Annotated in this window: 10 protein-coding genes; 5 read left to right on the top strand and 5 right to left on the bottom strand. The window is 34.6% G+C overall.

The window, feature by feature from the left end:
- The first annotated feature begins 4 nt into the window (after positions 1 to 4).
- Positions 5 to 1,078: a serine hydrolase gene (locus ACFOWM_RS13290; RefSeq protein ID WP_379710964.1), complete on the top strand. Its 1,074-nt coding sequence runs from the start codon at positions 5 to 7 to the stop codon at positions 1,076 to 1,078.
- An 86-nt stretch (positions 1,079 to 1,164) separates the two neighbouring features.
- A complete protein-coding gene (gene lpdA / locus ACFOWM_RS13285) occupies positions 1,165 to 2,553 on the top strand; it encodes a dihydrolipoyl dehydrogenase (protein ID WP_379710962.1) in 1,389 nt (462 codons plus the stop codon).
- Between the two features lie 72 nt (positions 2,554 to 2,625).
- Here the strand turns inward: lpdA and ACFOWM_RS13280 are convergent, their stop codons facing one another.
- A complete protein-coding gene (locus tag ACFOWM_RS13280) occupies positions 2,626 to 3,402 on the bottom strand; it encodes a DUF4197 domain-containing protein (RefSeq protein ID WP_379710960.1) in 777 nt (258 codons plus the stop codon).
- Between the two features lie 163 nt (positions 3,403 to 3,565).
- On the opposite strand from ACFOWM_RS13280, the gene ACFOWM_RS13275 reads away from it, so the two are divergent.
- On the top strand, positions 3,566 to 4,705 hold the full coding sequence (locus tag ACFOWM_RS13275) for a saccharopine dehydrogenase family protein (RefSeq protein WP_379710958.1): 1,140 nt from the start codon (positions 3,566 to 3,568) through the stop codon (positions 4,703 to 4,705).
- A 97-nt stretch (positions 4,706 to 4,802) separates the two neighbouring features.
- A complete protein-coding gene (locus tag ACFOWM_RS13270; protein ID WP_379710956.1) occupies positions 4,803 to 5,612 on the top strand; it encodes a glutaminyl-peptide cyclotransferase in 810 nt (269 codons plus the stop codon).
- Here the strand turns inward: ACFOWM_RS13270 and ACFOWM_RS13265 are convergent.
- From ACFOWM_RS13265 to ACFOWM_RS13250, 4 genes are read right to left on the bottom strand one after another with little or no spacing between them, the layout of a single operon-like run.
- Positions 5,609 to 6,499 (bottom strand): class I SAM-dependent methyltransferase, encoded by an 891-nt coding sequence (locus ACFOWM_RS13265; protein WP_379710954.1) that lies wholly within the window; start codon positions 6,497 to 6,499, stop codon positions 5,609 to 5,611. The two genes, ACFOWM_RS13270 and ACFOWM_RS13265, sit on opposite strands and share 4 nt — an antisense overlap.
- Before the next feature lie 33 nt (positions 6,500 to 6,532).
- The gene (locus ACFOWM_RS13260; protein ID WP_379710952.1) at positions 6,533 to 7,165 is read right to left on the bottom strand and encodes a hypothetical protein; all 633 of its coding nucleotides are present in this window, start codon (positions 7,163 to 7,165) and stop codon (positions 6,533 to 6,535) included.
- 23 nt (positions 7,166 to 7,188) lie between these two features.
- A complete protein-coding gene (locus ACFOWM_RS13255; protein ID WP_379710950.1) occupies positions 7,189 to 8,820 on the bottom strand; it encodes a hypothetical protein in 1,632 nt (543 codons plus the stop codon).
- A gap of 34 nt (positions 8,821 to 8,854) precedes the next feature.
- The gene (locus tag ACFOWM_RS13250; RefSeq protein ID WP_379710948.1) at positions 8,855 to 11,890 is read right to left on the bottom strand and encodes a tetratricopeptide repeat protein; all 3,036 of its coding nucleotides are present in this window, start codon (positions 11,888 to 11,890) and stop codon (positions 8,855 to 8,857) included.
- Between the two features lie 200 nt (positions 11,891 to 12,090).
- Here ACFOWM_RS13250 and ACFOWM_RS13245 point away from each other — a divergent pair, with 200 nt between their 5' ends.
- Positions 12,091 to 12,498 (top strand): DoxX family protein, encoded by a 408-nt coding sequence (locus ACFOWM_RS13245; RefSeq protein WP_379710946.1) that lies wholly within the window; start codon positions 12,091 to 12,093, stop codon positions 12,496 to 12,498.
- The last annotated feature ends 63 nt before the right edge of the window (positions 12,499 to 12,561 follow it).

Below are 12,561 nucleotides of genomic sequence, written 5' to 3'. Positions count from 1 at the left end.
GTTTATGAAAAAAGTATGTGTATGGTTATTCATTTGTGTAGCATGTTGTACAAGCATTAATGCACAAGTAAATAAAGCTGATTCATTGTTGTTGTTTATGAAGGCCAATCCCAAAAAAGCATCTTTATATGTAACAGTGAATGATACAGTAATGGGCCGTTTTAATGAAAACACCATGATGCCTTTAGCCAGTACAGTAAAAATTTTAGTGGCCATTGAGTTTGCCAAACAAGCTGGTAATAATGTTTTTAACAAGGATAGTCTTATTGCTTTATCAGAAACAGATAAATATTTTTTACCCCTAACAGATGGTGGTGCTCATACCGACTGGATAGTGGCTTACCAAAAAAATGGCCGCATAAAAAACGATAGTGTTTCTTTGTTAGATGTAGCTCGTGGTATGATTATTTACAGTAGTAACGCCAACACAGAGTATTTAATGGAATTGCTAGGGTTAGATAATATCAAAAATAACTTACAATTATTTGGTATAAAAAACCACACGGCTATTTACCCAATTTCAAGCGCTTTGCTAATTTATCAAAATCCTAAAAGAAAAAAAGAGCGTTATATTATTGATGGTATCAATGCATTGAATGAAGAACAATATTGCAGGTTCAGTTATGATATACACAAAGCACTTACCTACGATACGGTTTTAAAAAGCAAATTCAATGCTAATGATTTAAGTATGAAGTTTCAAAAAATGTGGAGTGATCGTTTACCAGCATCTACAACTAAAGAATATGTAAATATTTGTCGCATTTTAAACAACCGTAAATTTCTCGATACAGCATCATATGCAGTTTTAGCTAAAGTACTTGAAACCATTATGGAAAACCCTCGTAACCAATCATGGTTGCAGCATGCGGGGGCAAAAGGTGGCAGTACCACATGGGTATTAACCAAAGCATTTTATGCCACTACAAAAAAAGGAGTTAAAATTGAGCTAGCTTATTTTTTTAATAACCTTACACTCGAAGAAAACGAAAAAATAGAAGGTTGGATCAATAGTTTCGAATTAGCGGTACTATCTTCTGATAATTTTAGAAAGAAAATGAAAGCCCTATTTCCTTAACCATTTTTATATTATGTTGATAGATTCAATATTAGCTGAATGGTTTATATTTGCCGCAATTATTTAAATAGATTAAACACATTTTTATGGGATATGACGTTATAGTATTAGGTAGTGGACCAGGTGGATACCCTGCAGCTATTCGTGCTAGCCAATTAGGTAAAAAAGTAGCTATAGTTGAAAGAGAAAGTTTAGGAGGTATTTGTCTAAACTGGGGATGTATACCTACCAAAGCACTTTTAAAAAGTGCACAAGTGTATGAATATGCAAAGCATGCCGCTGATTATGGTATAAAGATAGATAACCCAATGGCGGAGTTTGAAGCCGTTATTAAACGCAGTAGAGGTGTTGCTGATAAAATGAGCAAGGGTATTGCCTTTTTAATGAAGAAAAATAAGATTGATGTTATAATGGGTACTGGTAAACTAGTAGCTGCAAATAAGTTAGAAGTAACGGCTGCAGATGGTAGTAAACAAGTTCACGAAGCTACCAACATCATAATTGCCACTGGTGGTAGGGCTCGTCAATTACCTACTTTACCTATTGATGGTGAAAAAATTGTTGAATACCGTAAAGCAATGGTATTACCAAAGCAACCAAAAAGTATGATTGTTTGCGGTAGCGGTGCTATTGGTAGTGAGTTCGCTTATTTTTACAACAGCATGGGTACTAAAGTAACCATTGTTGAATTTATGCCAAGAATTGTACCGGTTGAAGATGAAGATATTTCTAAAGAATTAGAAAAGCAATTCAAAAAACAAGGTATCGACATCATGACCAATAGTGAAGTGTTGAAAGTTGATACTTCAGGTGCTGGTGTAAAAGCAACTGTAAAAACCGCTACCGGTGAAGTAACCTTAGAAGCAGATATTTTATTGAGCGCCGTAGGTGTGGTTGCAAATATTGAAAATATTGGTTTAGAAGCATTAGGCGTTAAAACTGATAAGGGTAAAATTATTGTTGATGCATACGGACAAACCAATGTACCTGGTTTATACGCTATTGGTGATTGTACACCGGGCCAAGCCCTTGCACACGTTGCAGGTAAAGAAGGTATTAATGCAGCAGAACATATTGCTGGCCATAAAGTAACGCCGTTAGATTACAATAACATTCCGGGTTGTACGTATTGTACGCCAGAAATTGCATCAGTAGGTTATACTGAAAAAGCAGCGAAAGAAGCAGGTTACGAAATTAAAGTAGGTAAATTTCCATTTGTTGCCAGCGGTAAAGCTACTGCAGGTGGCGCAACTGAAGGTTTTGTAAAAGTTATTTTTGATGCTAAATATGGCGAATTTTTAGGTTGCCATATGATTGGTGCTAACGTAACTGAAATGGTGGCCGAAGCTGTTGTAGCTCGTAAATTAGAAACCACTGCCCACGAATTATTAAATGCGGTTCACCCTCACCCAACCATGAGTGAAGCGTTGAAAGAGGCTGTAGCAGTGGCTTACGGCGAAGCAACTGATATTTAATGAATAAGTAAATTAAAATATAAAAAAGCCTTCAACAATGTTGAAGGCTTTTTTATTAAAACATATTTTTTATTATTTACCGCCAAATACTTTCTTTAAAATATCAGTTACTTGAGCGGCTGGGTCTTTACGTATTTTAGTTTCTTCTAAACTAATTTTGTAAAACATACCTTCCAAGGCTTTACCTGTAACATAAGCGGTTAAATCAGTATTTACTTTTTGTTGTGCAAACAAATTATATTTCGAAAAAGCATCATTCCAATATTTATCAGCATTTACTTTTTTTAAAGAGCTTTCAATTACTGGTCGCATTTTTTCAGTTAATGTTGCGGTTGTAGTTCTTTTTAAAAAATCAGTAGCGGCATGGTCGCCTCCTCTTAAAATATTAATACCATCAGTTACTGTCATTTGTTTAATGGCAGTTAAAAAAATACCACCTACATCGCCAGCAGCGTTTTCAGCAGCGGTATTCATAGAGAGAATGGCCTTATCAACCAAGGCACCTGCACCAATACCACGTAATGTTTTTTCAACCTTAACAGCTTCGGCAGGCATCACAATTTTGATCGCTTCATTTTTTAAATACCCTCCTACTGCTGATAATGATTTAGTGGTACTATCAGTTGCCACCCTCAAAGCATCTTTTAAACCACTCACAATATCAGCATTACTTAAACCTGCTCCTGATGTACCTGACGACCCACCATTTTTGATGGCGCCTAACAATCCACCACCTGAAGTTGTAGTAGAATCTTTTTTGATGGCCTTATTAATTTTATTAAAAATACCTTGTGCAGTTGCGGTATAACTTACAAATGCCACCAATGCACATACAATTATTTTTTTCATAAAGATGAAATATTGAGTAATAAATAAAACACTTTTCAATTTGATTAGACTCCAAATTAGTTAAAAAACATGCAAACATCACGTTAAATAAAAAAACAAAATCAGTATAAATATTTTATTGTGAACCCAAACCACGTTAATTTACTGCACAAAAATTACACCAATGAAAATAGCTGTTTTAGGTGCTGGTATGGTGGGCAGAACAATTGCTACAGATTTATCGACCCATTTTGAAGTAACCTCATTTGATATCAATACAACCAACCTTGCTACTTTACAACAACAAGCCAATGTAAACACCATTGTTGCTGATTTGAAAGATTATGCAGCTTACCCAACCATGCTTGCTCCTTTCAACTTAGTGGTAAATGCTGTACCTGGTTTTATGGGATTTAAAACGCTGGAAACCTTGATTGAATGCGGTAAAAATGTAGCCGATATTTCATTTTTTCCGGAAGATGCTTTGCTGTTAGATGCGTTGGCAAAGCAAAAAAATGTAACCGTAATTATGGATTGTGGCGTAGCACCCGGCATGAGTAATTTAATTTTAGGCTACCATAATAGTTTAATGCAAATACAACAATTTGATTGTGTGGTAGGTGGTTTACCTAAAAAACGTACCAAACCATTTGAATACAAAGCACCCTTTTCACCCATTGATGTTATTGAAGAATATACCCGACCTGCTCGTTATGTGGAGAACCATCATATTGTTACCAAACCTGCTTTAAGCGATGCTGAATTACTGCATTTTGAGCAAGTAGGTACACTTGAATCATTTAATACAGATGGTTTAAGAAGTATTTTATATACCATGAGCCACATTCCCAATATGAAAGAAAAAACATTGCGGTACCCAGGCCATATTGCATTGATACAAGCTTTACAACAAGCTGGTTTTTTTAGTGAAAAATGCATCAACGTAAAAGGACAAACCATTACCCCTTTAGATGTTACGGCTGCTATTTTATTTGAACAATGGCAACCACAACCTGGTGATGCTGAATTTACCATTATGCAAATTGATGTAAAGGGTATTGAAAATAATGAACCAACGCACCTTTCCTATTTGTTGTATGATGAGTATGATGCAACCACCCAAACACCTTCTATGAGCAGAACAACAGGTTATGCTTGTAATGCTATGGTGCATTTAATAACCAAACAAATATTTACAGAGAAAGGTGTTTTTCCACCAGAGCTTATAGGTCACCATAAACATTGCTTTGATTTTGTGATGGAATACCTTGCTGAACGCAAAGTATATTACAAAAAAACAGTGCAGCATCTTAACAGTAATTAAGATTTTATTACAACTTATATATAACAGCATTTAAAATCAATACCTATTTTTGTTACGCTATTGAATTGATATAGCAACATCAAAATTTAAAACATACATGAAACAAATTTTATTTGCCGTAGCCTCCGTTTGTTTATTTACTGCTTGTGGTGATACTGATAATAATACTGCTCAAACAGCCGCTACTGAAACCCCTAAAGAAAGCACCACTAAAACCATTTCGTATAGTATTATTGCACAATACCCTCATGATACAAGTAGTTATACCGAAGGTTTTGAATTTTACAAAGGCAAATTATATGAAAGTGGAGGCGATTATACCAACTCACTTATACAATACGGCGATGTAAAAACCGGCAAAATTGATAAACGCCATAAAATGGGTACAGATAAAATTTTTGCAGAAGGCTTAACCATTTTAAACGGAAAAATTTACCAACTTACCTACCAAACAAATAACGTTTTTGTATATGATGTAAATGATATTACCAAAGTAATACAAACGTTTACTTGGCCATACGAAGGTTGGGGTTTAACGAACAATGGCACTGATTTATTAATAACCACAGGTGGTACAGATTTATATTTTGTTGACCCTGCTACTTTTAAAGTAAAAAATACCGTTCATATACATGATGATAACGGACCCGTTGATAGTGTAAATGAATTAGAATATGTAGATGGGTTTGTATGGGCAAATGTGTATACTACCAACGACATCGTAAAAATTGACCCTGCAACAGGTGCTATTGTAGGCAAAATGACGCTCAACAATTTATTAAACCCAAGTGAAATTATTCCACAACGAACAGATGTACTAAATGGAATTGCTTACGATAGTACCTCAAAAACATTTTTTATTACAGGTAAGCGTTGGCCAAAAACCTTTGAACTACGAATTAACTAAGCCTTTGTAATAATGTAAATAAGCGAACTACAACGCTTTGGATTAAATAACGTTTTGATATTAGAAAGTAAGCCTACAAAAAATGCTTTCATCAAATTAGATTTTCCTGTTTGATATTGCTCACTGAGCATACTCACATAAAAGCTATCGAACCACATGGGTTGGGTAGCTTTTATTTTTAAACCATGTTGGGCCATTAAATATTGCATACTATTTGGCGTAAAATGGTATAAATGTCGAGGCACATCATAAGCAGCCCAATGTTTACCATAATGTGCAGCATCATAACTTGTGCTATTAGGTACGGCAACAAACAACACCCCATCATCTTTCAACAACAATTTTAATTGCTCAATATATTCATGCAATTGGTGAACATGTTCTAACACATGCCACATAGAAATAGCATCATATTGTTGCGCTGGTAAATTAAATATTTCATGTGATGGCAAAGGTTCAATACCATATAAAGATGCTGCTTTTGCTCTTGCTGTGGCATCTGGCTCTAAACCAGTCACATGCCATTGAGCCATTTTCATGGTGTTAATAAAAGCACCTGTACCACAACCAACATCTAACAAAATACCTTGCTTTTTATTCGTTGTTTTTTGAACGAGCCTTTTTTTATTAGCTAGAGTGATGTTGCGAATGCGATGGTATAATTTGTTAATCAACCCTTCTTGTGTATCGCTATGCGACACGTATGATGCGGCGGCGTAATAAGGACCAATAGCATCTTGATCAGGAACACGTTGGGTAAATGTATGAGCACATTGTTTACACTGTACAATATCAAATGGCTGTTGCGATACGGTATAATCTGTTGCAGTTAAAAGCGTTTGCAATTGGTTGCTTTTGCAAACCAAACATTCCGAATAAACAATCATGCTATAAAATTAGGCCACAAAAATAATGATAAATTAAGGTTGAACATACGTTTGGGTAGTGGGTGTAACCTCAATGGTATTTCTATTGCCACCTAAGTTATGTTGTAAGGTATTGGTGTAATACCAAATCACCACTGCTGCACTTAACACAGTTATGATGATAGCTGCAACCCACCATTTATAGGCTTTTACAGGGGCATCCTCTAAATAAGCAGTCATGGCAGCTGTATCAGTGTTGGTATCGCCTACTAGCATTTCATGCGTATCATTTGGGTGTATTACCCTTTCTGCAAATACCGCCTTATTAAAAAAAGCTGGTGTTGTTGCTGGCGCAAAATTAATTTCTTTATAAATAGCCGTGAAAGTTCCTACCATATCAATCGTAAATGATTCGTTATTTGCCAAGCCAATGATATTACCGCAAAATTGATGTAAAGCCGCTTCAGCACAGTCAACAGCCATATTTTTATGATAAGCTATAAAGTTGACAACATCTGTATATGGATGATTGATATTGCTCGTAAAGTTAATTTGGGCAATAGGGGCGGCTATTGACTGTTCGCCAATAATAGTTGTGGCCGAATCATTGATGATTGATAAAATACCTACGTTTGGTAAAACACATTGTTTATTATTGAATAAATATTGAGCTATGAGGTGTTGCATGTTGCAATAATAAACATCCTTTTTTAAAAATTCAATAAAATTCCGCCTAGGAAGTTAGCCCCCAAAACTTGGTATTGGTTCCAACGTTGATATTTACTATTTAATACGTTATTAGCATCTGCCCAAACTGAAAATTTAGGCGTTATCTTTACTTCAACCCCCACACTCAAATCAGTACCGCCAGATAATGGTTTCGCTACATTTCCCTTGGCTAAATAATTACTACCATCAAAAATGTATAAATCTGATTTTAATAAAACTGATTTAAATGCATACCAACGTAACGAACTTCTTAACTCAACCGGTAAAGTGTGCCAAGCCCTAGCATTGGTTTTTAAAGATGTATAACCGTTAAAAGTAATACCTGCAGTTAACGAAAATTTATCTTGATTAATATAACTAAAATCGCCATGTACCCTAAAATTATTGATAGATGCTTCATTTACTACTACAAACGATTTGGCATCGGCCGTGGTAGTATCGTTTATAAACAATGGCAAGTTTTTATATTTCACTAAACCTGCTTTGGCACTAAAATTAAAATGTTTGGCAATGCTGGTTTTTATGCCTCCATAGTACTCTGTTTCTTTGGTATTAATTTGCGAAAACAGCGGTGATAAATATGGGTTGATGGTAGATAGGTTACGGTAATTATTTTTCACCATTCTTCCAATCCATCCGGCTTGTACAGAAAAGGTGCGGTCTTTCACTTGTGCCTCAGCATATATATCTGGCAATAACGCATATTTATTATTATCCCAAACAGGTGTGGCACCAATGTTTAATTTCAATTGCTCATCATGGTACAAAACTGATGGCGTAATTTGGATGATATTGTTAGAAAATTTGATATTGTTCGGTATAATATTTTGTGTGGTATACCTCGTTAAATCAGCCTTCAACGCCACTTTTGCAACAAACGATTCGTTAATAATTTTTTCAACTGGTAAATTAATAATGGCATTGGTTTCATTTAACTTATCCTTACTGGTAAATAAATTTACATCAATATTAGGGTCGTAACTAATACCCGTTTCAGTATTCACTGTGTTCTTAAAACCAAGTTTAATGTTTAGGTTTTGAAATTGCTGTTGTACATCATTCTTTTTAAAATTATACAAAGCATGGTCGTACCCATATAAATAATAGGTATTGCTGCTCACTCCTACCGCACCATATACTTCACTCCTAGGCGTAAAATAACTACCAGCTGCTTTTACATTTAATTGTGCGTAACGTTGGTTTTCAATATTACCGTTCGATTCAATGTAATTACCCGTAAAATTGAGCAACGATTTTTTACCATCACCCAAACTAATACCAGCATTTACATAAGGGGTTGAAAAATTACCATAGCCCAATTTTATATATTTTCTATTACCTAAATACAGGTTACTATCTTGCTCCAAAGCCAACGGACGCAACGATATAGGTGCATACGCATAAAATAAATTTTGACTTGGTATATTATAATTTAAATTAGGCTTTGAAGTATCAGCCGGCAGTTGCGTACCTGCAAAATTTATTTTTACGGCATTACGTAAAACAGGCTTATAGCTTGAGTTGATATCGATAGATTGACTTTTAGTAGGCTCTTGTGCCAACAAGGTTTTTGCTGAAAAAAATGCAACAAAAAACAAAATTATTTTATACATACTTTTTTATTAAAAGTGTAAATGATGTAGTGAATTAGTTACTAATTTTTGATTGGGCTTTTTCTGCTGCAATGGCAGCTTCAAGCTTTTGTGCCGCCTGTGCTTTTAAAGCAGGAATAGCTGCATTTTTAGCTACACTTTCATACGTAGCTTTTGCATTGAAATAATCTTTTTGTTGCATAAAAATATCGCCCAATAAAATGTATGATGAGGTAACCCATTCATCGTACGAACCAGTTTCTTTAATAGTTGCCAACGCTGCTTTTTCAGCAGCCGCCAAGTTATTTTGTTTAAAGTAAACACTAGCTAACTCGTAACGAGCCTCTGCACCCCATGCTGAACGATTAATAGCAATCACCGCTTTAAATGCTGTTATAGCACCAGCTGCATCATTATTAATTTGCAACGATTTACCCAACACTAAATTAGCAATAGATTTATCATCAGTACTAATGCCTTTACGAGTTAACAACTCTTTTGATGCGGTATTTGCTTGTGCATAATCTTTTAACTGATAATAGCTACGTACCAAGCCACGTAAGGCTTCTAACTGATTATCTTGATTTACGGAATTGGTTCTTAATACCTCAAAATACTTTTTAGCATCAGCATAATTTTTTATTTCAAAGTATGCCAAACGAGCAGCTTCTAAAGTTGCTTTTTCAAAATATTTGCTATTACCTTTATCACTTACTGCTGCATAGCCAGCAAATGCATTGGTAATATCTTTATTACGTTGGTAACAATCAGCCCTCAAATACAAAGCATCTAACACAAAAGCACCAGCAGGATATTTATTTAAATAGTTAGTGAATGAGGTAGTAGCAACATTGCAATCACCCAATTCATATTTATTAAAAGCCGCAGCATAACTTAATGAATCAGCTTCACTCATGGCTACCGATTTACCATTAGCCTTCATAATAGCAATGTACTCTTCAGGTTTACCCTCGTCAACATAAATGCTTTTTACTATATCCAATGCTTCATCAGCCTCGGCAGATGCTGGGTATAGTTTAATCAATTGTGTATAAGCCTTTAAAGCTTCACTGTTGTTTTTATTATTGTAATTAGCTAAACCAAGTTTTAAATAGGCTTTGGGTTTTAAACCACCATCAGCACTATTAATGATAGTATTCAAATAAGGAATTGCATCTGCAAATTTTTCATCAGCAATGTAAGTCAATGCAATTTCCATATTAATATCTTGCTTCAAAGTACTCTTCGGATACTGTTTGTTCACAGTATTTAAAAGTGCAATTTTATCGTTGCTATTTTTTATGCCAGCAATCATAGCTCGTTGGTAAAGGGCATAATCACTTTGGGTTGATGATGCCTTAATAGCCGCCTCATACATAGCGTTGGCTTTACTATATTCTTTCTGCATATAATAAGCATCCGCACAACGCAAATAGGCATCTTGCTCCAATGCAGTTGAATTGATTGTGATGTTTTGCGCCACTTGTTCAAAAGCAGTAGCAGCTTGTTTATAATTTTCTTTTTGAAAATAACTATACGCTACATTGTACCTTGCAGTGGTAGTATTTGCTTCGCCTTGGGCCGGTACGTTACCTTGTATAAAAATGGTTAAAAAGCGAATAGCAGCATCGTATTGTTGTTGCCTGTATGCAATTTCACCCCTCCAAAAATTGGCATATAAAGCAGTTTTGCCAGCATTTGCATCAGCAATAACTTTTGCAAATAATTCATCGGCCCTTATAATTTGTTGATCGTTTACCAACTCAATGGCTTTACCATACAAAAGTGTAGGATAATTTTTTTGCATAGCCAATGTTGGCTTACCCAATGATTGATACACCGCTAAAGCATCGGTAAAATTATTAGTACGAGCCAGTAACGCAACTAAAATTTCTTTCGCTTCAATATCGTAATTAGAGTTAGGATAATTTTTGAGATAATTTTTTATTTCATTCAGCGCCACATCTTGATACCCCAATTCGTACGATAATTTTGCATAATTAAATGCTGAAACCCTCTGTTGCAAATCATTACTGCTATTAAAAGCACTGTACTGAAAAGCCGTTCTAGCATTGGCTTTTTCACCTGTTTTTAAATATAAATCGCCCAACAAATACATACTATTTTGGCCCATTGAATCTCTTTCGTTGCTCAACTGTTTAAAACCGTCAATAGCTTTTCGGGTATTACCAGCAACATAGTAACAAAAACTCAGCTCATACAGTACTTCTTTTGATACTTTGCTATTGTTGTTTACGTAATTTTCTAACAACGGCAAAGCTTTATCATACTCCTTTTTTTCAAAATAAATTTGCCCAATCAACAAACGCAATTGTGCATCATAATACAATGGCGCTTTGCGTTGTAGTACACTTTCACCGTAGCGCAGGGCATCATCTTTTTTACCTTGAAAATAATAAATCTCAGCAATGTAATAAGGTACTACACCCTTGTATTCATCAAAGGTTTCAACCAATTTAAACGACTTTAAAGCTTCGTTATATTGTCGATCGTAATAACTTATAAACCCATAATAATAGTTTGCCGGTATATAATATTTGTTAGCAGGTAATTGATGTATTTCATCAAACAAAGGTTTAGCAGCTGCAAATTGTTTTAAATTAAAATAAGCGTATGCTTTTTCAAATTTAGCATCTGCAATTTGCTCATTACTCAAATTATTATAGCCAGCTGCATCAAAATTATCAATAGCTTTTTGGTATTCATTTTTCAAAAAATAATAATGAGCCAAATTAAAACTCATCAGTTGCCTACGAGGTTCATTGTTTACGGCATTGATGTATTCTTCGGCATCAACCCTACCAATATCTTGTAATAGTTTTAATTCACACAAAGCATAATAGTAATCAATATCATCATTTATGTAAGCATGGTCACTTTTTCTATTAGCAGGATAGTCAGCTTTTAATTGTTTTATTAAAGGGTAAGCAAAAGCATATTGTTCCTTTGCAATAAATTCCTTCGCTGTTTTATAATCTTTTTCTTCATCGGTAATTACATGTGTACCTTGTGCAAACGTTGTACTAACAAGTATTACAGCGAAAAAAGATGATACTATTTTTTTAACCATAGTAGTTTATATGTAAATGATGTGGTTATTTAAGTTGTTTTTAACTTGCAAATATTGTACCGCTAAAATTGTATAATAAAAACGATATTGCAGTTGCAATGTAAACAAATTAAAAGATTGCTATGTTGCTGTTAAAGAGATGATAAAACGTAATCATAAACATCATCTTTTTAAACCATTTAAAAACCAAAAATACAACAATGAAAAAGTTTTTATCTACACATTACTCAGCAGGTGCATTCAATACAGCTACCTTATTATTAAGGGTTTGTATAGGCGGTATGATGATGATGCATGGCTACGACAAAATGGTGCATTTTAATGCTACGGCACAACACATGATGAACTTTATGGGTATTGGCTCCACCGCTACCACGGCGCTTGTAATATTTGCCGAATTTTTCTGTAGCCTCTTATTAATTTTAGGTTTATTTACCCGTTTGGCTTGTATTCCTTTAATTATTTGCATGGGCGTAGCACTTATAAAAGCACACCACAACGATTTTTTAGGCGAAGGACAACCAGCCGCCATGTACTTAGTTTGCTTTATTGCATTGTTATTAACAGGTGCAGGTAAAGTAAGTGTTGATAGTATGATCAGCAAGTAAACTCAACAATACCTACAATTTCTTTTAAGATAATACAAAGTCTATAACTTTTTAAGTTTATAG

Source organism: Ferruginibacter yonginensis, assembly GCF_042651465.1.
Classification (GTDB): domain Bacteria; phylum Bacteroidota; class Bacteroidia; order Chitinophagales; family Chitinophagaceae; genus Ferruginibacter; species Ferruginibacter yonginensis.
Note: the sequence above shows the minus strand (reverse complement) of the source record. Positions and strands in the feature narration are given on the sequence as shown.

Excerpts from the sequence above, each read along its gene's own strand:
- ACFOWM_RS13290 (WP_379710964.1), top strand. The coding sequence starts at position 5 with ATGAAAAAAGTATGTGTATGGTTATTCATTTGTGTAGCATGTTGTACA.
- lpdA (WP_379710962.1), top strand. The coding sequence starts at position 1,165 with ATGGGATATGACGTTATAGTATTAGGTAGTGGACCAGGTGGATACCCT.
- ACFOWM_RS13280 (WP_379710960.1), bottom strand. The coding sequence starts at position 3,402 with ATGAAAAAAATAATTGTATGTGCATTGGTGGCATTTGTAAGTTATACC.
- ACFOWM_RS13275 (WP_379710958.1), top strand. The coding sequence starts at position 3,566 with ATGAAAATAGCTGTTTTAGGTGCTGGTATGGTGGGCAGAACAATTGCT.
- ACFOWM_RS13270 (WP_379710956.1), top strand. The coding sequence starts at position 4,803 with ATGAAACAAATTTTATTTGCCGTAGCCTCCGTTTGTTTATTTACTGCT.
- ACFOWM_RS13265 (WP_379710954.1), bottom strand. The coding sequence starts at position 6,499 with ATGATTGTTTATTCGGAATGTTTGGTTTGCAAAAGCAACCAATTGCAA.
- ACFOWM_RS13260 (WP_379710952.1), bottom strand. The coding sequence starts at position 7,165 with ATGCAACACCTCATAGCTCAATATTTATTCAATAATAAACAATGTGTT.
- ACFOWM_RS13255 (WP_379710950.1), bottom strand. The coding sequence starts at position 8,820 with ATGTATAAAATAATTTTGTTTTTTGTTGCATTTTTTTCAGCAAAAACC.
- ACFOWM_RS13250 (WP_379710948.1), bottom strand. The coding sequence starts at position 11,890 with ATGGTTAAAAAAATAGTATCATCTTTTTTCGCTGTAATACTTGTTAGT.
- ACFOWM_RS13245 (WP_379710946.1), top strand. The coding sequence starts at position 12,091 with ATGAAAAAGTTTTTATCTACACATTACTCAGCAGGTGCATTCAATACA.